The following is a 22,712-nucleotide window of genomic DNA, read 5'->3' on the forward strand; positions in this document are numbered from 1 at the left end:
TTTCAGTAAATAATATATGTTTCAAGAACTTAAAAAATTATTTAAGAATACGAAGCTGAAAGGTTTTCTTTTCTTTTTAGCGCTAGCGACTGTTTTTTGGATTTTAACTAAATTTTCTCGACAATATACAGCAACCACAACGGCAGGTATCGAATACGTGAATATTCCTGAAGCGACTCTTATTTCTGAAAGTAATTTAAAAGAAATCTCTTTCGATCTTACTGCAAACGGTTTTGAATTTTTGTTTTTTAATTTAAAGAGTCCCACTGTTCAAGTAGATATTTCTAAGTATTATACTTCGGAAGAAACGCAAGTTATCATTCCAAAAGCGGAACTAATTAAACTAATTTCGAAGTACTTGAATGCTAATATTGCAGTTAGAAATCCTTCGGTTGAAGCTCTAACGGTTAAATTAGACGCGATAGTGTCCAAGAAAGTACCTGTAATTGCTAAAACAGATTTCAGCTATAAAGACGGATTTAAACTTTTAGATAGTGTGGTTATTTCTCCAGATTCAATTGTTGTTTCGGGACCATCAAAAGAGTTAGAGAACGTTCATGTTGTTACAACCAAAATGGTTTCAGAAAAAAATATAGATAAATCGGTTGTGTATTCAGTAGCAATAGAAAATGAGCAATCTAAATTAGTAATGCAGCCTAAAGAGGTTTCACTTTCATTAAAAATTGCCGAATTTTCACAGAAAGAAATGGTACTGCCCATTACGGTGGTAAATGTCCCTGAAGAAACCGTTATTAAATTAATTCCTAATGTTATTTCAGTTTCATTTGATGTATCGGTTGAAGATTTTAGAGTGATTACTGAAAATGATTTTGAGCTGGTATGTGATTATTCTGAACGAAACACGGAAGAAAACTTTATGATTCCGAGGATTACTAAAAGTCCGAAAGGAGTGACCAACATAGAATATGAAACTAAAAAAATTGATTTTTTAATATTTAAATGAAAATTGTAGGACTTACAGGAGGAATTGGAAGCGGAAAAACTACCGTGGCTGCTATGTTTAAAGAACTAGGAGTTCCTGTGTATATTGCCGATGATGAAGCGAAGAAGCTAACCAATACTTCTAAAGTGATTCGCAGAAAGCTTATAGCACTGTTAGGAGAAGAAGCTTATGTAGATGGTGCACTTAATAGAAAGTTTGTTGCTAGTAAAATTTTTAATGATACCGAATTGCTTCAGCAGGTCAATGCGATTATTCATCCAAAAGTTGGGGCTCATTTTAAAAGATGGGTAAAAAAGCAAGATGCACCATACTGTATTAAAGAAGTAGCTATTTTGTTTGAAAATGGAAGCTACAAACAGTGTGATGTAACTATTTTAGTGGTGAGTCCGTTGGAAGTCCGTATAAATAGGGTGATGCAACGGGATAATACTTCCGAAGAAGCTGTTTTAGAGCGTGTTAAGAATCAGTGGACAGATGCAGAAAAAAGCAAACTGGCAACAATCATTATAGAAAACAAAACACTTTCAGAAACTAAAAAACAAGTTCAGAAAATTCACGCTTCTCTTCAATAATTTATACAAATTTTTGTAATTATTTCGTTTTGTTAACATTTGGTTAAATGGGGAACCATCTAAATGTTAAAATCTTACTTTTGAAGTATGAACAAAAAATTGTTTGCACTTCTTATTGCCTTAATGACTCTATCTTTATTAGGGATTATTTTTGTTCAAGGATATTGGATCTCAAATTCGTACAGTACACGCGATGAACAGTTTTCCATGAATGTGCAACAGATACTTACAGCGACTGCGAAGGAAATTCAATTACGCGAAGTAAATTACTATTACGATATCTATGATGGCTATATTGATAGTATTGGAACTCCCGAAAACGTTACAGTAAGTGAGTTGTTGTATAAAATTGATAGTGAGAAAAACGAAGAGACCTATATCTATTCGGATGGAATATTAGAAGAAGATTACAAATTATCATCTAGTTTTTTAGATACTGAATTTGATAGTATTCAGTTTAAAAAGTTGACCAATAGAAAGAGTACTACTAAAATTAGTGCTGGTATCGATGGTGTCAATAAAACAGAAACTACGATTAAATCTATTTCTAGATTGCGTGATTTTGAAAGAAGTCGTTTTGAGCAAGCTTTTAGTAATATTTCTGCTAAAACGCCGATTCATAAACGAGTTACTGGCGATGAGATTGAAGAGATTATCAATAGGGAGCTAAAGGCTAGAGGTTTTTCATCTAAATTTGAATATGCCGTTTACAGTCATAATTTAGCAACTAAAGTAAGATCGAAGAAGTTTTATTTAGAACCAGAATCGACCTATAGCGTTCCTTTATTTGTGAATGAAGATTTGAATACTACGTACGAATTGTATGTGAATTTTTCAGAAAAAGAAAAAGTAGTACTAAGTTCAATAATAGGAATGGCGCTATTGTCGTTAACATTTACAGCGGTGATTGTATTAGCGTACGCCAGTGCTTTATCGCAAATTTTTAAGCAGCGCCAAATCTCTCAGATTAAGACAGATTTTATAAATAATATGACGCATGAGTTTAAAACACCTATTGCTACAATCAACTTAGCTCTAGATGCTTTAAAAAATCCTAAAGTAAAAGATAACCAAGAATTTTTAACGAGGTATCTAGGGATGATTCGTGAAGAGAATAGAAGAATGCACGCTCAAGTAGAAAACGTTTTGCGAATTTCGAAGCTTGAGAAGAATGAAATTGATCTTCCAAAAGAGCGAATTAAACTTCACGATATTATAGAAGACGCAATTACACACGTAAGTTTAATTGTTGAAGATAGAGGAGGTTATATTAACACGCATTTGGATGCTAATAAGTCGTCTGTATTAGGGAATGAATTGCATCTAACCAATGTAGTGGTTAATATTTTAGACAATGCAATTAAGTATACAGAAGGCCCCCCTAAAATTGATGTATATACTGAAAACGTTAAAAATAGCGTTATTTTAAGGATTACTGACCAAGGAATGGGAATGGGGGCTGCGGCACAAAAGAGAATATTTGAAAAATTTTATAGAGAACATACAGGAGACATTCATAACGTAAAGGGACACGGTCTTGGCTTGGCGTACGTAAAACGTATTCTAGACGATCACGATGCACAAATATTTGTGGAAAGTGAGAAAGACAAGGGAAGTACCTTTATCATAAACTTACACTTAATATCTTAAATTATGGAAACAGAAAATAAAAAAATCTTACTAGTAGAAGATGATCCAAACTTTGGAACGGTACTAAAAGATTACCTTGCGATGAACGATTACAACGTTACGCATGCGAAAAATGGAATGGAAGGCTTTGAAAAATTCAAAAAAGACGATTTTGATCTTTGTATTTTAGACGTCATGATGCCGTATAAAGATGGATTTACGTTAGCAAAAGAGATTCGTGAAAAGAATGCTGATGTGCCTATTATTTTCCTTACTGCAAAAGCAATGAAGGAAGACGTAATGAAAGGATATAAAGTTGGAGCAGACGATTATCTTAACAAACCATTCGATAGCGAAGTATTGTTGATGAAGATTAAAGCAATCATTCAACGTAAAGCAACCGATTCTATCACTGATAGTAAACAATTTGAGTTCGTAGTTGGAAACTTCCATCTGAATTCTAAATTGCGTTTTCTTACCTATAAAGATGAAAGCCCATCGAAACTTTCACCTAAAGAAAATGAATTGTTGCGTATGTTAGCGTTACATAAAAACGATTTAATGCCACGTGAATTGGCGTTAACAAAAATATGGAGAGACGATAACTATTTCACCTCTCGTAGTATGGATGTTTACATTGCAAAGCTTCGTAAATACCTAAGTAAAGATGATGGTGTAGAAATTATCAATATCCACGGAGAAGGCTTCCGTTTGGTGGTAAAAGACGAAGTGGATAACTAAATTAAGAAATTAATTAAGTGTATATAAAACGCCCTATTATAGGGCGTTTTTTTCTTTTATAAAGGAAATTATTTCTGAAGAATCGGTCGTGTAATCAAACCAATTAATTTGTTTGTTGTTCCGAAACCAAGTTCCTTGCCTTTTAGCAAATCTTCGCGTGTTCTTTTTAATTTCTTCAATAGCTTCTTGCTGGGTTAGTGTTCCTTCAAAGTAATGAAACAGTTCTCTGTACCCTACGGTTTGTAGTGCGTTTAAAGTTTTGTGTGGGAGTAATGCTTCCGCTTCGGCTACTAAGCCCTCAGCGACCATGATTTCTACGCGTTGGTTAATGCGTTGGTACACCATTTCCCGTTCTGCCGAAAGTCCAATATACAGCGTATTAAAAGGTCTGTTTACGGTCCCTTTTTTTAAGAATGATGAATATGGTTTTTCAGTACTTCTGCAGATTTCTAAGGCACGTATTACGCGATGTGGATTGTGTATGTCTACCTTCTGAAAATAGGTAGGATCTTTTTCTTTTAATTCTTTCTGAAGGGATTCGATGCCTTTTTCTTGAAGCTCTTCATTTAACTTTTCACGTACTTCTGAAGGGACATCAGGAAATACATCTAAGCCGTTTACAACAGCATCTACGTAAAGTCCAGATCCGCCAACCATCACAACTACCGAGTGTTTTTGAAACAATTGATCTAGCTTCAGTAATGCGTCACGCTCAAAGTCGCCCACACTATAGGCTTCAAAAATGCTTCTATTCTGAATAAAATGATGTGGCGCAGCAGCTAATTCTTCCGAAGAAGGAACCGCAGTTCCTAAGGTCATTTCTTTGTAAAACTGTCGAGAATCTGCAGAGAGTATTTCCGTAGCAAAAGCGTTTGCAATTTTAATGGATAAAGCAGTTTTGCCTATTGCTGTAGGTCCAACAATGCAAATAAGTAATGTTTTTTTTGTTGCAGACATTATCCTGAAGTTTCGTCATCTCCCTCATAATCTGCCAAATTAGTTCCACATCTGTGGCAATATTCGGCATCATCTCTATGTTTTGAAACACCGCAGTTATGACACGCTTGTGTGTTTACATGTACATAATTAGGATCATCTTGTTGTGGAGTGTCACTTTTTCCTGCTTTTGTGTATTCGGCACTGACAATTCCGGTAGGAACGGCGATAATTCCGTACCCCATAATCATAATGACTGCCGCTAAAAGTTGTCCGACTGGGGTTACTGGTGCAATATCTCCAAAACCAACAGTTGTAAGTGTTACAATACACCAATAAACGCTTACAGGGATGCTATTAAAACCACTTTCTTCTCCTTCAATCAGGTACATAAGTGTTCCTGAAATAATAGCAATAATTAACACCGCAAAAAGGAATACAAAAATCTTGGCGCGACTGTCTTTTAGTGCTTTGGCTAATTTATTAGATTCACCAATGTAACGTGTTACTTTTAAAATTCGGAACACACGCAATAAACGAAGTGCTCGAACGGTAAGTAGTACATTACTTCCTACTAAAATGAACGATAAGTAGAGTGGGATGGTCGATAGAAAATCGATAATTCCGTAAAAACTAAAAATATAACTCGAGGGTTTTTTAACAGTAACGATACGGGCAATATACTCTAGTGTGAAAAAGATGGTGATAATCCATTCGCCTACATTTAAAAAGGTATGGTATTTTAAGTCTATACCTTTCACACTTTCTAACATCACCAATACAATACTTACTAGAATAAGAATAAGAAGTATGATATCGAAAAGTTTCCCCATAGGGGTATCTGCTTCATAAATAATTTCATGAAGTCTAGTACGCCAAGTATGCTTTTTTGTGGTTGTCAAGCTAAAATTGATTACGTTTTATAAATGTAGGTAAGTTTCTTTAATTTACAGTGTTTGCGTCTAAATTAACAATTTTAAGTACCTTGTTTTTCCGAAGATACCCTTGAATAATATGTTGTGCATCTCGATTGTTTTGCATCGGATTGATAATCGTTTTTAAGATTTCAACGTTATTAATCTGGTGGTTCAAATTGTAAAAACCGTATCCTTTGTATTGGCCATTTTCAATTAAAATCACCGAATGCTCATCAATCTCTCTGCCTTTGTCTATAATAAGCATGTGCTTGTGTAGGTAACTGTATTTTTCAATGAGTTTTTGTACACGTTGATTGTAAATTTCGGGAGCTTCCTCCTGAATACAGGCACCCTTGCACTCTTTGATGGTGTGTAAAAAACAATTCGTTTCTGTATCGTATAGTCCTGTTAGTTTCTGGCAAAGCTGAAACTCTTCCGTAATACGAAATAGAGACGATTTTGCTTGTTGGTAATTGGTAAATGTAATAATGGCTTTTTTACGTCCGTCCGCTTTTTCAATAGAAAGATTGATATAGCCGTTTTCATCAACAAAAGAGGAAAGCTGGTAATTAAAAAGTGTTTTTCGCAAGGCACGATTGTAAATAGGCTTGCTTTGTTTTATCTCTTCGCTTTCTTTTAGCTGTGCAATTAAATCATTTCCAGTTACTTCATACGTAACCGAGGTCACATCCAATTGAATGCGTTTCGATTTCCGATTATCGTTGGTAAAATGCTGTGTTAATCGCTTTTTTATATTCTTGCTTTTTCCAATATAGATGATTTTTCCATCTTTTCGATGCATGTAATACACACCCGTACTGGTAGGAGCGTCTTTAATAATATCGATTAATTTAGGTTCTAATTGTCGTTTCGGATCTTTTCCTGTTAGCGATTGAATAATCTCTTTGGAAGTGTCTTTAGTTAGCAACAATTTGAATAACGCAACTGTTGCTTTGGCATCTCCTTGCGCTCTATGTCTGTCGCTTAACGGAATTCCAAGCGTTCGAACCAACTTTCCTAAACTATAAGAAGGAAGATCCGGAATTAATTTTTTTGAAAGTTCAACCGTACAAAGTGTATTCATACTAAAATCGTAGCCTAATCTGTCAAACTCGGTGGTTAAAATTCGGTTGTCAAACTTAGCATTGTGCGCTACAATAGTGCAACCATCGGTAATTTCTATAATGCGTTTGGCAACTTCATAAAATTTCGGAGCATTCCGAAGCATGTCATTGTTAATCCCTGTAAGATTCACTACAAACGGCTGAATGCTACGTTCAGGATTTACCAAACTACAAAACTGGTCTACAATTTTATGGCCGTCAAATCGGTAAATAGCAATCTCAGTAATACCTTCTTCATTGTATTTACCACCTGTGGTTTCAATATCTAAAATTGCGTACAAATTGTGTATTTAAGTTTATTAGTATCAATTATAAAGTTACCCATTATAATTTCGTTCCCCAAAGATTTTACTTCCCACTCTTACCATGTTGCTGCCATTTTCGATAGCAAGTTGGTAATCTCCGCTCATTCCCATTGAAAGTGTGGTTAGGTTATGAGGCGTTTTAAGAGCGTCGTATTGTTTTTTTAACTTCTGAAACTCAGTTGCAACTTGAACAGTGTCTTCGGTAAACGTTGACATTCCCATTAACCCAACAATCTGCACATTTTGAAAGTCTTTCACCTCTTCTGAAGCTAATAAAGGAGCGACTGAAGCTGCTTCCATTCCGAACTTTGTATCTTCTTCAGCAATCTTCACCTGAAGCAAACACTGAATAATACGATCGTTTTTTTTCGCTTGTTTGTTTATTTCTTTCAGTAATTTTAGGCTGTCAACCGCATGAATTAAATGTACAAAAGGCGCCATGTATTTCACCTTATTGGTTTGTACATGACCAATCATATGCCACTGAATGTCTTTGGGTAGTGCTTCCCATTTCGACTCCATTTCTTGGATCTTATTTTCACCAAAAATGCGTTGTCCAGCATCGTAGGCTTCTTGAAGGTTTTCAATAGGTTTGGTTTTAGAAACGGCAACAAGTGTTACTGTTTCTGGAAGTGTTGCCTTTAGTTGTTGTATGTTTTCTGAAATACTCATACGCTACTTGCTCTTCTTTTTAAAATTCATAAATCGTAACGCCACTTCGAAGTTTAGGCTCAATATAAGTGCTTTTAGGAGGCATTTTCAGGCCTTCATCTGCAATTTGTTTCATCTCTTGCGTGGTAACGGCTAACAAACCGAAACCGACAGTGAAGTCACCTTTATCCACCATCGTTTGTACGTACGCCAAATCATTTTTACCATGCGAATATTCAATGCGTGTATCGTTTCGTAAATCTTCAATTCCTAAAATAGGCTTCAAGATGGTTTTGTATAAAATCTGCGCATCCAATCCATCCAACGCATTTGAAATGGTGTAGCTGTTTTTCCGAAGTGATAACGAATAAAACTCACCGTCTAAGTACATGCTAAAATGATGTTTTCGCAACGGTTTGTAGTATTCTTGATTTCTGTTTTCTATACGGAATACAGTATCTAACTGAATTAAAAATTCCTCTTTGCTTAACCCGTTCAGTCCTTTTACCAATCGATTGAATTCGTAAATTTTTAAATCACTTTCTGGAATTAAATAAGACATAAAATAATTATACGCTTCCTTTCCTGTATGATTTTCATTTTCAGCTTTTAAATGCTTTGCTAACAAGCACGAAGAAGCAGATCTGTGATGTCCGTCGGCAATATAGAGCGTTTCCATGCCTTCGTAAATACTCTGAATAGTGTTAATTGTAGTTTCATCATCAACCTTCCACAAATAATGTGTGTCGCGATAGGTTGTGGTAAACTCGTACTCGGCACGATCGTGCATCACCGTTTCAATAATGGTTGCTAATTCATCATTGTCGGGGTAGGTGAGGAGCACGGGCTCGGCATTGAATCCTACTGTTTTTAAGTAATTTTCGAAAATGACTTCTTTATACTCTAGGGTGTCTTCGTGTTTTTTTATGACGTCGTTTTCATAGTCTTGAGCGCTTGCTGCAGCAACAATTCCATTAAACTCCAAGCCGTCTCTATTTACAATTTTATAGATATAAAAACTTGGTTTTTCGTCTTGAGTAAAAATTTCATCCTCTTTAAACTCCTGATACCGGTTGCGAACCAAACTGTATCTTTCTTCACCGCTAATTTCCTTTTTGTATTTATAGCCAGGATTTACAATGTGTAAAAAAGAGAACGGGTTGTCCCGAAGTCTCGATTCAACTTGTTCTGGCGTATAACTATCGTACGACCGCGCTGCAAGCAAACTCACTTTGTCTCGTGTAGGGCGTACTGCTTTAAAAGGAATTATTTTTGCCAATTTTTCGTATTTGGATTCTTTTACTGAAACATTTTTGCTACAGCTTCAGCTTTTCTGTTTTCACTGTAATCGTAGAAACCTTCGCCACTTTTTGCGCCTAACTTTCCAGCCATTACCATATTCACTAATAACGGACAAGGTGCATATTTCGGGTTTTTAAATCCGTCGTACATCACATTCAGAATAGACAAACAAACGTCCAATCCTATAAAATCAGCCAACGCTAATGGTCCCATAGGGTGGGCCATTCCTAACATCATTACTGTGTCAATTTCTTTCACACCAGCCACACCATTGTAAAGTGTTTCGATGGCTTCGTTAATCATTGGCATTAAAATACGATTGGCAACAAAACCAGGGTAATCGTTCACTTCCACAGGAACTTTGTGGAGTTTTTCTGAAAGTTCTTTAACTATCGTGTAGGTTTCTTGGCTTGTACTATATCCTTTAATAATTTCAACCAGTTTCATAATCGGCACTGGATTCATAAAATGCATTCCGATTACCAATTCTGGGCGTGAGGTAACGGAAGCAATTTTTGTAATAGAAATGGAAGAAGTATTACTTGCTAAAATGGTGTCGGCTGCACAAAAAGTGTCTAAATCTTTAAAGATTTTAAGTTTTAAATCTAAGTTTTCGGTAGCAGCTTCTACCACCAAACCTACCGATGCAACTCCTTCTTCTAAATTGGTGTAGGTGGTGATATTGTTTAAAGTATTTTGTTTGTCGGCTTCCGAAATTTTTTCTTTGGCCACCATTCGGTCTAAATTTTTTGATATTGTTGCCATCCCTCTGTCTAGAGAAGCTTGCGAGATATCAATAAGGTTCACTTTATAATTGCTTTGAGCAAATGTATGGGCAATTCCATTTCCCATGGTTCCTGCTCCAATAACAGCTACGTTTTTCATTGGTATGTATTTTATAGAGATTTTGAACGGTACGTTTTTTAAACCGTTTTAAAATTTTCAATTATTTTCATGGCAACACGCAAAGCTTCAGCTCCTTGTTTTAAGCTTACTACAGGTGTTGTGTCTGTATGTATGGCATTTGCAAAAGACTCTAATTCGTCTAAAATTGCATTGTTGCTATTTACATCTGGGTTGTCAAAATAAATCTGCTTTTTAACGCCTTCCGCATTGGTAAGTATCATAGCGAAATCGTCTGGATTTTCAGGGGCGTCTTTCATTTTAACCACTTCACATTTCTTGTCTAAGAAATCGACAGAGATGTACGCGTCTTTCTGAAAAAACCGTGCTTTACGCATGCTTTTCATAGAAATTCTACTCGCTGTTAAATTGGCAACACAACCGTTTTCAAACTCGATACGCGCATTAGCGATATCGGGCGTTTCACTAATAACGGCAACACCACCTGCATGAATGTTTTTTACTTCAGAATGCACCACACTTAAAATCGCATCAATATCATGAATCATAAGGTCAAGTACCACAGAAACATCGGTTCCTCTAGGATTGAACTCTGCCAAACGATGCGCTTCAATAAACATCGGATTCTTTATTTTATGACTAACCGCCATAAATGCAGGGTTAAAACGTTCTACTTGTCCTACTTGTCCGCGAACTCCATTTTTCTTGGCTAAATCTCGAATGATATTTGCTTCTTCTACGGTGTGCGTAATAGGTTTTTCAATAAACAAATGTTTCCCCGCTTCGAGTACTTTTTTAGCGCATTCAAAATGATAAATTGTTGGGGTAACAACATCTACCATATCACAAGCATCTATAAGCGCTTCCATTGAAGGAAAACTTTTATATCCAAATTCTTTTTCTATGGCTTCGGAAGCTGCTGCGTTAGAATCGTAAAAGCCGACTAATTCATATTGGTCGGACTGTTGCAGCAATTTTAAATGAATTTTACCTAAGTGTCCTGCACCTAAGACTCCAGCTTTTAACATCAGTGTGGGTTTTCTACAAATGTAAGGAGATTTAAAAGAAAGTTCAAGGTTTCAGGATTCAAGTTTTAAACCAAATAGAAGATGGGATAAACGCATTTTTAAGTTGTTTCGATAGTTGCAATTTCTTATTTTGCACCTTCAAACCCCCAAGCCGTGAAAGACACTTTTACCCATCAAGGAATGCGAAAAAGATTAGTGGAAGTCCTTCAGAAAAAAGGAATTACCAACACTGATGTTTTAAACGCAATTAATAAAATTCCGAGACATTTATTTATGGATTCTGGCTTTATAGACCACGCCTATGTAGATAAGGCATTTCCTATCGCAGCCGATCAAACTATTTCACAACCTTATACTGTTGCACGCCAAACGGAATTGTTGAATGTGAAAAGAGGGTCTAAAATCCTTGAAATAGGGACGGGTAGTGGCTATCAAACGGCTGTATTACTTGAAATAGGTGCGTTGGTGTATTCTATTGAGCGCCAAAATGAACTGTTCAAAAAAACAAAATTGTTTTTACCAAAATTAGGCTACCGACCCAAACGCCTCATTTTTGGTGATGGCTATATCGGACTCGAATCAGAAGCGCCATTTGACGGGATTATCGTAACAGCAGGCGCACCGTATGTTCCCAAGCCTTTGTTGGCACAGCTTAAAATTGGTGGGAAACTTGTGATTCCTGTAGGCGATTCAGTGCAAATTATGACTGTTTTTACACGGACTTCTAAAGTTGGGTTCGACAAAGAAGAATTTGGCGAGTTTCGTTTTGTTCCGTTATTGGAAGATAAAAATTAGAAACGCTTTCAACCAATTTTAGGAAAGCAGCTTTTTTTCAAAACTAAGATAGATTTGAGCTAAGATCGCTTCGATTTCATTTCGTAATTAATCTTTATTTGTCCATTAATAATTAATCGAATGTAGTACACATCGTCTGTGTAGGCATTTGTATCAAACTCATACGATAAAAAATGTTCACCAGGTTTTGTCTCAGGGTTGTTGTATAATTCTTTCACCACAATGTCCTGATCGTTAAACATTCCAATGGTAACTGCCGATGTTTTTGAAAATTTATACTTGAACTTACCGCCAACTTTCCTTTTTACAAGATATCGATTGTCATAATTAGAATCTTCCTCATTGTTATCGATAGCGTCATACTCATTAAATGGATCTTGTTCTAAGGAAACACCTAATAAATTGGCTGTAAACGATTGAAAATGCAAGGCTTCTTCTTGGTCAAAACCATCTATCGCATAGAGGTTGTCAGGATCGTCTAACGACCAAATTGCATATTGAGCATTAATTGTAAAGGCTTCTTTGGTTTGAATTTCTTGAGTAAGCTTCGCTAAATGCCCTGTGGCTAGGCCTCCTAATTTGTAGGCTTCTTTAGAACTTGGTGCTGAGTTGTGTTGCTGAATGCACATTCCTAACAAGGGTTTTGTAATCGTTTTTTCTTCGGAAAGCGCAATCAATTCTTCTTGTGTCGTAATTACATCTTGAATGTCTGGCGATACAGATTCAAATTTTTGACCGTTTGGAATTCGTATCTGAAGCGCAGCGTTGCTTTTATTTTTAAGGGTAATACGAATCGGTTCGTAATAGTGCGGACTTTCAGAATTACCAGTCACATTGTATTCAACTAGTTTCTGTTCAATAGCAGTAGCGAGATCGTAGGTTTTGACTTCTTTTTTTGGTTGATAATTTGTAAACGGAAAAAAGGCAATAAGCAGAATAAGAACACTTTTCATGCGTAGAAAAATAAAATGGTTAGTTTTTCAAAAACGCACCTTTTCAGATTTTAGTATGTATTATACACTTCCGAAGAAAAACAAAACGAAATAATCTATTCGATCATATTTGTAATTTTTTCCCACATCGTGTTATGAAAATTGACAGGGACTAAATCACCGTCGGGCGCTTCCCCCATTCTAATTACAACAAGGTTTTTACTCGGAACAACATCAATAAACTGTCCGTTTTTACCCATAGCTGCATACAAATCTGATGGAGCATTAGGCGCAAGGGAAATAGGATAATTGCTAGTATCACTAGGGAAAACAATAGAAGACTTTCCGTTCAGCCAGCACAAATATCCATACGATGGATTTAAAGTTTGTGAGCTGTTGGTCATTGCATTAAAATAGGAAGCATCAGACAGCACAGGCGTGGTATTCCAAGTTCCTTTGTTGAGAAGTAACAATCCGAAGCGAGCCGCATCTCGAGCGGTACTCCAATACACATTATTGTCGCCTAATGGAAGCCAGGTTCCATCCATTCCTGTTTGCAACTCTATGTTTTGATCTGTGAAGTCATTATAGCTAACACCCGCAGCATTGCTAACTACCGATTCTAAAAGGGTATATGGTGCATTGTGGTAGTACCATTGTGTGCCTGCATCTGCTAAATATTGAAGACATTCAGGGTCTGTACAATCTGGAGAAGAGACTGTGTAATCTAACCCCGTAGTCATAGTTAGTTGGTGCTTTAGAGTAATTAAATCTTCTTTTTCAGAAGGTAAACTTGTCCAATTCGCACCCAAGTATGTTGAGGTTTTGTTGTTAATATCTAGCAATCCCTCTTGTTGAGCAATCCCGACCAAACATGCCGTCAGTGTTTTTCCGGCGGAGGCCCAATACCAATTTGAGGTTTCATTAAATAAAGAATTTCCTTGAATAGTAGTTCCCCAGTATTTTTCGATTACAATTTTACCGTCTTCTAGTACGATAAACGCTCTCGTGCCATTGTCTGATAAATAGGTGTATAAGTCTTCTGCAGCGGTCGTGTTCCATTGCAAACTCTCGATCGTTTTGGTGTCCCAAACGTTGGAGTTAGTTGGCGGAAAGTACATTTCTTCGTCCACAATTTGTACTTCCGGAATGGTATCGTCTCCTTTGCAATTACATAAAATAAGCAGACATAAAAGAGGTAGGTAGCGCATCATTTTTATTTGACTTCTATTCATTCAAAAAGTTTAATCTCTCTTTGAATTAATAATTTACATATACAAAACCTGTAAAAGGGTTTGGATATTGTGCGTCATTTAAAAATAATACATAATAATACGTTCCTGTGGGAACAACTGTTTCTTTGTACAATAAACCTGTATTCGGAATGCCATCCCAAAAGCCTTCTTCGTTGTCTCCTTTGTAAATTAAATTGCCTTCACGGCTGTAAATATGAAGTTCAAAATCATTGTAAACATCTATCAATCCCGTAATTTCAAATACATCATTTATCCCGTCATTGTTAGGTGATATTCCCTGCGGAATCTCAGGCTTGCAATTTTGAGTGGTTAGCTGAAATGAAGCCGAGGTAAAACAAATTTCATTTTCTAAACGCACATAGATGGTTTGTGGATCGCTTGTATTCTGAAAGTTTTCCGTATTTACGATAGGATTGGTGTTCGCAATGGCATCGTCTAAAGAGTTATAGTAATGAATTTGATCATCGGTCGCTTCTGAAATTAAATCGTCTTGTACGGTTAAGTCGAAAATCGCAGTATTGTTTCCAATATCGCATAGTAACAAATCGGGAAGCATTGTAATTGGAGGAATGGAGCCAAACTCAACCGTTATCTCGAACGTATTATTGGTGTCGTTCAGTTCAAAAACAATTCCAGTTCCTGTTCCGAGGTCGTCAACACTTCCTACAATGGTAAATGTATTGGGAACGGAGTCTGGTAACATTACTGTGACAGATCCAGGTTCGCTACCTCCAATTGGTAGTACAAATTCGGTTTCCGATTGTCCAATGAGTAGTCCTGAAATATAAAATGCAATAGGAGTAGCTGCGGGTAAAGGCGCTGTTCCTTCAGTATTGAAAACTGTATAATCTATAATTAAATCTCGCTGTCTACAGGCAAAGAGGTTGTCTTCTATTTCTATGGTCGCATCTGGTAACGGACATACAATTACTTCAATAGTAAAGCTGCCGATGACGAAACAATCTGGATTGGCGACACGAACCCAAATGGTTTCGGGATTTGAGGTATTTTCGTATGCTTCCGTTGTTGTTATAGGATTATCTTCATTTTGTGCGTCGGTTTCCGTAGTATAAAAAACAATATTATTTTGTGGATTTATTAGTGCGGTCGCTTCCGTTAGGTTGAAGGTTTCCGTTCCAAAAACATCACAAACCTCTAAATTACGAAGTCTAGAAATATCAGGAAAGACAAGCAAGTGAATTTCTTCGGAAGCTTCATTGTTATCTTCATTAGACTCGCGAACGACTCCGTTTCCGAAGCCATCATCATCTACCATAGCACGCAATGTAAAATCGGCAGGAATTGCATCTGGAATCACGACACTAATGCTTCCGCTTTCTGAACCGCCAATAGGTAAAATGGTTGTGGTTTCTGCTTGCCCGATAAGCGAATTGTTTGCGTAAAAAGCGATAGGCGTGTTGGCGGGAAGCTCGTCTGTGGAGTCAATGTTGTACACGGTATATTCCAGTTCAAAATCTTTATCGCCACAAGTGGTTCCACCTACAATAGAATCTAAAACGATGGTTGCGTCGGGTAATTCGGTGTTTAATACGGTTATAATATTGTTAATAATTACAAAATCTTGTCCAGAAGTGAGGCTTATGGTTGCGGTTTCATCTCCAGGATTGATATTGTTTTCAATGTTGTAAACATCCATGTCCATATTGTACAACTCGGTCGAGTTTGTAAAACTGTTGGTTCCATTAAAAGCGTTGTTTTCAGGATTTAACGGTGGATTGCTAAGAGTTGCACCATTAATTTTAAGGGTTTCGTTTATCGCAATATTAGAATCTCCTTCCCAGGCAAGGAATCCAATCTTTGCGCCAAGGTTGTCAAGAACATTTAAATTTTCAAGGGTAATGGTAAGGTCTTCATTGGTTGCTGAAACATATTCAAAACCATCAAATAGATTTACCTGATTTAAAGTTAACGAGGCATCTTCATAAATCACATTGACAGCCCAACCCGCAAAATTGGTAGTTCCCACACAGTAATTGGGAATTACCTCGGTAAGATCTAATTCTGAAAGCGTATAGGTTGCATTTCCAGTAGCAGTAATAATAGGCGTAACGTCAGCATAGGCCGAAAAATACATTCGAACACCATTGTCTATTAAGAAAGTGCGTTCGGGAGTAATGGCAGTACCGTTAAATAATACGTCAAAATCGCCAGGACCAACACCTGCCCAATACAGATAGGCAGCTACAATTGTCTGTCCAGGTTCTAATGAAAAATCGGCGCTACTCTCTGTTAGAATCACACATCCTTGTGTTCCTCCTGTATTCTCTTCTACATTTAAAGTGTTTCCGAAGGCAAGGTAGTCGTATCGGCCATTAAATTGCTGAAATAACTCAATCTCCTGCGCTAGTAGTAGCATAGGAAACACTAGAAAAATAAAGAAGAAGATTTTTTTTATGAAATTCATCGCTAGTGATTGACTGTTAAATATAAGGAATATCTAACAGTATTATAGCTTCCTAACGAAGAATAAAGTCTTGTTTTATAAATCTCTACGCTTTAAAATTGCATACGATCCATAAATAAACAATACTGTCCAACCCATAGTGATAAGTACTGTTGACCATTGAACGTCGTAATTCTGGTTAAAATTTTCTCCCAATTGATTTGCAGCCGACTGCACAGCACCTAATCTTGAAAAAGGTTCGGTGATGAGGTCAGACATTGCGTTTAAGGGTAGAAAGTTATAAACTGAGTCGAATAAATTGACATCTGTTTTCACTTTTATAAACTGAAATAAAATAGCGATTAGCCCTTCTATGACTTGCCATAATCCTAAAAATCCTAAGGCGAAAGCTGAGCGTTTTACCCAAAAAGCCAAGAACATACAAAAGCTAAAGAAGCAAATTAGCTTTAAGAAATATGCAAACAGATATTCTAAGTCACTAAATATGATTGAAAACTCGGTGTAATCTGAAAATATCAATCCCAAAGTTAGAGAAACGATAAATAGAAAAACAGTAGAAACTATTGAAAACAATACAACGGTAAGCACTTTTGAAATGATAAATTCCTTTTTACTAAGTCCGTCAATAAGGTTTTGTTTCAGCGTTCGGTAGCTGTATTCATTGGCGACAATGGAAACAATTACAATGGCTAAAAATATTTTAAGCCATGCAGCCATCCACGAGTTAAAATGCCAAATAAATGGAAAATTAAAAATACCTTGATCGGCTACTCTAAAGTTGATTCCACCAAAATTAAACTCGATAGAAACAATAAAAGCAATGAAGCAGATAAGTGAAAAATAGACGATAGAAATAATCTTAGCCGCCTTGTTATACTTTATTTTTTGAAGTTCAATGTTAAGTAATCGTAGCATGTGGCTTAGTTTTGTTTGGTAAGTTCTAGGAATTGTTCTTCAAGACTTTCTTTGCGTTTTACAAGATGTGAAAGTGTGATGCCTTGATTAAAAAGGAATTTGTTTACTTCGGAAGCTTCCATCGGTTCGTTCAAGTAGGCGATAAGATGATCACCTTCCGTTTTAATAGTTCCGAAGGCGTTGTGTCCTTCCAAAGCGGCTTGTAATAGTACTAAGTCATTACTTTTTAAAGTGAAGAAGCCGTGACTGGCATTCATTCCATCGACAGTACCTGTGTATAAACTTTTTCCTTTCCGAAGAATTACAACATGAGAACACACTTTTTCTACTTCATCTAATAAATGCGACGCCAATAAAATTGTGGTTCCTTCTGAAGCAATCTTTTTTATTATTTCACGTATTTGATGAATACCCTGCGGATCTAATCCATTGGTAGGTTCATCAAGAATGAGAATTTCAGGATCGTTTAATAGGGCAGAAGCAATCGCTAAGCGTTGTTTCATTCCGAGTGAAAAAGAACTAAACTTACTGTTTTTACGCTCTAAAAGGCCAACAATTTCAAGCTTTTCTTCAATTTTAGTCGAAGACACTTCTTTTATTTTGCAAACCAATTCAAGATTTTGAACGGCTGTCATATACGGATAGAAATTAGGATGCTCGATAATTGCCCCAACTTTTTTTAACGCTTCGTGCGTGGTTCCGCTCCCGTCAAACCAATGAAACTCACCTTTGGTTCTGTTTACAACGTTTAGTACAATTCCGAGAGTGGTCGATTTTCCACTTCCGTTCGGACCTAGAATTCCGTAAACGTTTCCTTTTTCTATGGTAAAAGAAAGATCATCTACGGCAGTAAGTGATCCAAATTTTTTAGTAAGGTTACGAATCGTGAGGATGGCATTTCCTTGCATTGTTTTTTGGTGTTTAGTTATTGGTATGACGAGCGAGCTTCAAATTTGTTACAAGATAACCAAAAGGGATGTACAGAAAAATCCTAGATTCAGTAACTAGAACCTAGGATTTATATTGTTTTGTAGTTTCGTTTGTAACGACTTACGATTTTTCTTCTTTGTTGAAATACACCAAATAATAATACATTTGTTTTTCTTCATCCCATCCTTTTTCTACAAAACGATCGGCACTTTCAGCATTGATAAAATCTAACTTAATCTGAATGTTTGTATCTAGATTAATTACATTTTTAATTTTCTTTCTAGCTGCTGTTACTGCTGTATTTGCAATAGGAAACGATGTTAAGTCTTGAATGCTATATTTAGGAGCTTTCTCGTTTTTATAGTTGTTAAACTCAGGTATTAAATCAGGATTGTCTATCACGTCATTCATGAATGCAGACTCCTCAAAACTATCATTTTTCGCAAAATGATTCACAGCACGATTCATGAATAAAACCTCTTGTTTTTTATCTTCTGCAGGAAGCACAACTTCCTTAGCAAAGTCTTGACAAAATTTTAAGTACTTTTTTGTTTTGAAGTTATCGTCTTCACAAGGGTCAACCCCTAAAAAGCTCTCTAACCAATAACGCGCATCGTAGCGATTGCTATCTACAGAAAGTACTTTATAACCTTCTTCTTTTTTGACATTAAAAATAAGACAGCCTTTGTCTAATTTGTTGAGATTTACTCCTTGTTGTAGGTTGGCTTCTAATTGGTTTTGGGTTTCAGAAAATTGAAGAAAATCTTGTTTTAGCTCCGATTTGAATATTCCAATTCCGTTTACCTTTTCGTTGTCAATCTGTAAACCTTCAAAAAAGGCGATGTAGACTTCTCCACTTTTAATGTGTGGGTGCATCGATTGATCGTAAAGGTGTTGGGTAATTTTTTTACTGGCTTGGTGAATCGTACTTGGATCTGCAAACACTTCCGAAGCAATAGAAAATATTTCGTGAAATTCTAAGTCGGTATCGTGGGCAAATTGAAAGTAATTTTCTTCTTTTTCTCGAAAAGGTTTCAGAAAAAACTCTTTTAATAAAGGAGTAATTTCGTCGTCTGTTTGGTAAACTTCTTCGGAAAGTAATATAGGCTCATTTTTACTTTTATTCCCAACTCTATGAATAGATAAGGAAGCAATATGCGCAGAATATAAGTTGATCATTTTGAATCTTTAGAATTAAATTAGGTAAGCGTAGTAAGGAAGATTAATTCCAGTTTTCGTCAAAGTCGAGGGTGTCGTAATCTTCAGGGTCCAGATCGAATTCGTCGTCGTCGTAAAAATCATCTACATCATCGTCCTCGTCGTCTTCTCCTTTTCCAACGTATTTTTTATGCGGGGCATCATCTGGAATTTCACCGTGTGCGAACATTAGGTTTGGATACATCATACCGGCTTCAGGTTCAGCAATTTCAGCGAGCTCAACTAAAAAAGTCCACATGGTTAAAAAGTCGTATACGTAGATTAATTTGGTGCTATTTTCAGAAACTACATTTTGCAGAAGGGTTTCGCTCATGACACGTAAAGCACCAGGGACTTCGCTCATATCAAACAATGGAATTTCTTCTTCTTGTTCCCACTCGTCATTACTTGTATAAAAAGAAGCCATCTCTTGCCCTTCAAAACCATAGGCTTGTGTGATGACATTATGAAAGTCTTCTAAGGTTGCGGTTTCTTCAATTTCAATATCACGAATCACATCTTCTTTTGCGTCGAGAATTATTCTAAAACGGTAAATCATATCAAAAATTTAAGATTGCAAAGATATTGTTTTTGCTTCATAAGGAACGACTATTTTTTGATGTAAAAGGAAAAATTACGCATATTACATCTAAGATCATTTTATGAATTCCAAATGATTTTAAACTTAATATTTAAGTTTTTATTTACTATACCTATGCAGTGTAAAAGTCATTGCCGCAAGTAGAAAAAATGCGACTACTTGATGCAATACTCCTAAAACGACAGGAACTTGTAAAATTAAAGTAAACACTCCAAGTATAAATTGAACTAGCACGAGTGCAACAAGGACGTGTACTCCTTTTTTCTGCGGAATTGTAGCTGTAACTTTTCGTGTTTTGTACCAGATAAGACCAATTAAGAATACCACTACATACGCCATATAACGATGTACAAACTGAACGCCACTTTTTCCTTCTACAAAATTTTTCCAAACAGGAGTTTGTTCAATAGTAACAGTTTCATGAATTAATTTGCCATCGTTCATCAAGGGCCAGTGATTGTGAATCCAGCCAGCATCAAGTCCTGCAACAAATGCGCCCCAAATAATTTGAAGGATTAAAACTCCCATTCCAATACGAATAAGGTTTCTCAATGTTATATCAATTTCTTTTTTCTTCGGAAACCAAAGATCTAAAGCGACCCATAATGTATAAGCGAACGTAATAAATGCAGTAGTTAAATGCATTGCCAAACGGAAATGGCTCACATCTGGATTATCTACCAAGCCACTTTTTACCATATACCAACCTAGAAACCCTTGAAATCCTCCAAGAAAAAGTATTAAGAGGCATTTTTTTACTGTTTTTTTTGAAAGCTGCTTTTTCAGCAGAAAATAAAGAAAAGGAATTAGAAATACCATTCCAATAAATCGGCCAATAACACGGTGTAGCCATTCCCAAAAGAAGATATCTTTAAAATCTTCTAACGAAAAGTGATTGTTTAGTTTTTGATATTCAGGATATTGTTTGTACAACTCGAAGGCCTCATTCCATTCCACCTCATTCATGGGAGGAAGCGTACCCGAAATAAGTTTGTAATTTGAAATTGAAAGTCCGGAATGTGTTAATCGTGTGATGCCGCCCACTACTACCATTACAAATATGAGAGCACATCCTGTTAAAAGCCAGTAGATTACTTTTTTGTTTTGTTGCATATTCAATGTCTGGTCGAGCGCAGCCGAGACCTACTTGTTTTAGTACTATTGACCTCTCGACTGCGCTCGAGGGGACAGATTTACTTCTTTTTAAATCAGCTTCAATCCAAGTTCTTTTCCTTTTTTCAGCATAAATTGGCGCGCCGCTTCGTATTCATTTGGAATGTCACCTTCTAAAATAGCTTCTTTAATCGCATCTTTTATAAGTCCGATTTCGCGAGAAGGTTTCAGTCCAAATGTGGTCATGATTTCTTCTCCGCTAACGGGAGGTTGAAAGTTTCGAATATGATCGCGTTCTTCTACTTCTACAATCTTATCGCGAACCAACTTAAAATTTTGATGGTATTTTTTGAATTTCTTCGGATTTTTAGTCGTGATATCTGCTTCGCAAAGGGTCATTAAATCTTCCACATGTTCGCCAGCGTCAAAAACCAATCTACGTACAGCGCTATCGGTTACTTCTGAAGCCAATACAATGGGGCGGGAGCTCATCAATACCATTTTCTGAACAAACTTCATCTTCTCGTTCAGTGGCATTTTGAGACGTTTAAAGAGTTTGTAGACCATTTTTGAACCTACAAATTCGTGTGCGTGAAACGTCCAACCTATTTTTTTGTCAAAGCGTTTGGTTGGTGCTTTTCCGATGTCGTGTAATAAAGCCGCCCATCGCAACCAAAGGTCGTCTGTGGCTTGCGCAATATTATCTACTACTTCTAAGGTGTGCCAAAAGTTATCTTTGTGGCGTTGACCTTCTTTTTCATCAATTCCTTGTAGTGCGACTAATTCTGGTAATATAAAAGGGAGTAATCCTGTTTTATGCAACAAGCTAAATCCTTTTGAAGGCACTTCCGAAGCAATTATTTTATGTAATTCGTCAACAATACGCTCGTTAGAGATAATTTTGATCCGACTTGCATTTTTTGTGATGGCGTCTAGTGATTTTTTTTCAATGGTAAAGTCTAACTGAGAGGCAAATCGAATAGCGCGCATCATTCGTAACGGGTCGTCGCTGTAAGTAATGTCTGGATCTAAAGGTGTTTTAATCGTTCTGTACTCTAAATCTTGTAACCCATTAAAAGGATCGAGTAACGCACCGTATGAATCTTGATTAACGCTAATTGCCATGGCGTTAATGGTAAAATCGCGCCTGTTTTGATCGTCTTCTAGGGTACCATTTTCAACTTCTGGATTTCTGCTTTCTTCGGAATAGGACTCTTTTCGAGCACCTACAAATTCAAGTTCAATACCGCCTGATTTTAACATTGCAGTACCGTAATTTTTGAAGACTGAAACGTTTGGTTTTCCAGGTAATAATTTAGAAACTTCTTTGGCAAGCTCAATACCACTTCCTACAGCCACAATATCAATGTCTTTAGCAGTACCTCTTTTTAAGATGTAATCCCGAACAAATCCGCCAATTACATAACATTCTAGGTTAAGGTTAGAAGCTGCTTTCGCAATTGTATTAAATACAGGGTTTTGTAAAGCGGTTTTTAAATTTTGGGATGTTTGCAT

At 36.4% G+C, this 22,712-nt stretch carries 21 protein-coding genes; 5 read left to right on the forward strand and 16 right to left on the reverse strand.

All coding sequences use genetic code 11. The features are described 5' to 3' along the window. Positions 1 to 16: 16 nt before the first annotated feature. The 4 genes from BLQ00_RS06245 to BLQ00_RS06260 all read left to right on the forward strand — a co-directional run bounded on the left by BLQ00_RS06245 (position 17) and on the right by BLQ00_RS06260 (position 3,906). A complete protein-coding gene (locus tag BLQ00_RS06245) occupies positions 17 to 964 on the forward strand; it encodes a YbbR-like domain-containing protein (RefSeq protein ID WP_093142044.1) in 948 nt (315 codons plus the stop codon). Then, complete coding sequence (coaE, locus tag BLQ00_RS06250) at positions 961 to 1,536, forward strand: dephospho-CoA kinase (protein WP_093142046.1); 576 nt, start codon at positions 961 to 963, stop codon at positions 1,534 to 1,536. Before BLQ00_RS06245 ends, coaE begins: the two co-directional genes overlap by 4 nt. Positions 1,537 to 1,623: 87 nt before the next feature. Next, a complete protein-coding gene (locus tag BLQ00_RS06255) occupies positions 1,624 to 3,186 on the forward strand; it encodes a sensor histidine kinase (RefSeq protein ID WP_093142049.1) in 1,563 nt (520 codons plus the stop codon). 3 nt (positions 3,187 to 3,189) lie between these two features. Continuing rightward, positions 3,190 to 3,906: a response regulator transcription factor gene (locus BLQ00_RS06260; RefSeq protein WP_093142051.1), complete on the forward strand. Its 717-nt coding sequence runs from the start codon at positions 3,190 to 3,192 to the stop codon at positions 3,904 to 3,906. Between the two features lie 36 nt (positions 3,907 to 3,942). Here the strand turns inward: BLQ00_RS06260 and miaA are convergent, their stop codons facing one another. From miaA to BLQ00_RS06295, 7 genes are read right to left on the reverse strand one after another with little or no spacing between them, the layout of a single operon-like run. Further along, the gene (gene miaA / locus BLQ00_RS06265) at positions 3,943 to 4,863 is read right to left on the reverse strand and encodes a tRNA (adenosine(37)-N6)-dimethylallyltransferase MiaA (protein WP_093142054.1); all 921 of its coding nucleotides are present in this window, start codon (positions 4,861 to 4,863) and stop codon (positions 3,943 to 3,945) included. Continuing rightward, on the reverse strand, positions 4,863 to 5,744 hold the full coding sequence (locus tag BLQ00_RS06270; RefSeq protein WP_229792617.1) for an ion transporter: 882 nt from the start codon (positions 5,742 to 5,744) through the stop codon (positions 4,863 to 4,865). The genes miaA and BLQ00_RS06270 overlap by 1 nt, the downstream gene beginning before the upstream one ends. A gap of 40 nt (positions 5,745 to 5,784) precedes the next feature. Next, positions 5,785 to 7,164 (reverse strand): exonuclease domain-containing protein, encoded by a 1,380-nt coding sequence (locus tag BLQ00_RS06275; RefSeq protein ID WP_093142056.1) that lies wholly within the window; start codon positions 7,162 to 7,164, stop codon positions 5,785 to 5,787. Positions 7,165 to 7,200: 36 nt separating this feature from the next. Continuing rightward, a complete protein-coding gene (locus BLQ00_RS06280; protein ID WP_093142059.1) occupies positions 7,201 to 7,860 on the reverse strand; it encodes a YggS family pyridoxal phosphate-dependent enzyme in 660 nt (219 codons plus the stop codon). A 19-nt stretch (positions 7,861 to 7,879) separates the two neighbouring features. After that, positions 7,880 to 9,118, reverse strand: coding sequence for a DUF1015 domain-containing protein (locus tag BLQ00_RS06285; RefSeq protein ID WP_093142061.1), 1,239 nt, complete (start codon positions 9,116 to 9,118; stop codon positions 7,880 to 7,882). 20 nt (positions 9,119 to 9,138) lie between these two features. After that, positions 9,139 to 10,026: a 3-hydroxybutyryl-CoA dehydrogenase gene (locus BLQ00_RS06290; protein WP_093142064.1), complete on the reverse strand. Its 888-nt coding sequence runs from the start codon at positions 10,024 to 10,026 to the stop codon at positions 9,139 to 9,141. 38 nt (positions 10,027 to 10,064) lie between these two features. Then, positions 10,065 to 11,033 carry a Gfo/Idh/MocA family oxidoreductase gene (locus BLQ00_RS06295; RefSeq protein WP_093142067.1) on the reverse strand — a complete coding sequence of 323 codons (969 nt, stop codon included), beginning with the start codon at positions 11,031 to 11,033 and terminating at the stop codon, positions 10,065 to 10,067. A 153-nt stretch (positions 11,034 to 11,186) separates the two neighbouring features. Here BLQ00_RS06295 and BLQ00_RS06300 point away from each other — a divergent pair, with 153 nt between their 5' ends. After that, positions 11,187 to 11,828, forward strand: coding sequence for a protein-L-isoaspartate(D-aspartate) O-methyltransferase (locus BLQ00_RS06300; RefSeq protein ID WP_093142069.1), 642 nt, complete (start codon positions 11,187 to 11,189; stop codon positions 11,826 to 11,828). Positions 11,829 to 11,887: 59 nt separating this feature from the next. Here BLQ00_RS06300 and BLQ00_RS06305 read toward each other — a convergent pair whose 3' ends face one another. From BLQ00_RS06305 to BLQ00_RS06345, 9 genes are all read right to left on the reverse strand, one after another. After that, a complete protein-coding gene (locus tag BLQ00_RS06305; protein ID WP_093142072.1) occupies positions 11,888 to 12,781 on the reverse strand; it encodes a hypothetical protein in 894 nt (297 codons plus the stop codon). Between the two features lie 95 nt (positions 12,782 to 12,876). Beyond that, positions 12,877 to 13,995: a serine hydrolase domain-containing protein gene (locus tag BLQ00_RS06310; RefSeq protein WP_217629423.1), complete on the reverse strand. Its 1,119-nt coding sequence runs from the start codon at positions 13,993 to 13,995 to the stop codon at positions 12,877 to 12,879. Positions 13,996 to 14,020: 25 nt separating this feature from the next. Further along, entirely contained in the window at positions 14,021 to 16,441 is a 2,421-nt protein-coding gene (locus BLQ00_RS06315) for a T9SS type B sorting domain-containing protein (protein ID WP_093142077.1), read from the reverse strand. A 75-nt stretch (positions 16,442 to 16,516) separates the two neighbouring features. Further along, complete coding sequence (locus BLQ00_RS06320) at positions 16,517 to 17,356, reverse strand: ABC transporter permease (RefSeq protein ID WP_093142079.1); 840 nt, start codon at positions 17,354 to 17,356, stop codon at positions 16,517 to 16,519. A gap of 5 nt (positions 17,357 to 17,361) precedes the next feature. After that, positions 17,362 to 18,264: an ABC transporter ATP-binding protein gene (locus BLQ00_RS06325; RefSeq protein WP_093142082.1), complete on the reverse strand. Its 903-nt coding sequence runs from the start codon at positions 18,262 to 18,264 to the stop codon at positions 17,362 to 17,364. Between the two features lie 142 nt (positions 18,265 to 18,406). Then, complete coding sequence (locus BLQ00_RS06330; RefSeq protein ID WP_093142083.1) at positions 18,407 to 19,465, reverse strand: nucleoid-associated protein; 1,059 nt, start codon at positions 19,463 to 19,465, stop codon at positions 18,407 to 18,409. Between the two features lie 43 nt (positions 19,466 to 19,508). Then, entirely contained in the window at positions 19,509 to 20,042 is a 534-nt protein-coding gene (locus BLQ00_RS06335) for an IS1096 element passenger TnpR family protein (RefSeq protein WP_093142086.1), read from the reverse strand. Positions 20,043 to 20,183: 141 nt separating this feature from the next. Beyond that, positions 20,184 to 21,197, reverse strand: coding sequence for a COX15/CtaA family protein (locus tag BLQ00_RS06340; protein WP_093142088.1), 1,014 nt, complete (start codon positions 21,195 to 21,197; stop codon positions 20,184 to 20,186). A 90-nt stretch (positions 21,198 to 21,287) separates the two neighbouring features. Continuing rightward, entirely contained in the window at positions 21,288 to 22,712 is a 1,425-nt protein-coding gene (locus BLQ00_RS06345) for a CCA tRNA nucleotidyltransferase (RefSeq protein WP_093142091.1), read from the reverse strand.

The sequence above is a fragment of the Ulvibacter litoralis genome, from assembly GCF_900102055.1.
Taxonomy (GTDB): domain Bacteria; phylum Bacteroidota; class Bacteroidia; order Flavobacteriales; family Flavobacteriaceae; genus Ulvibacter; species Ulvibacter litoralis.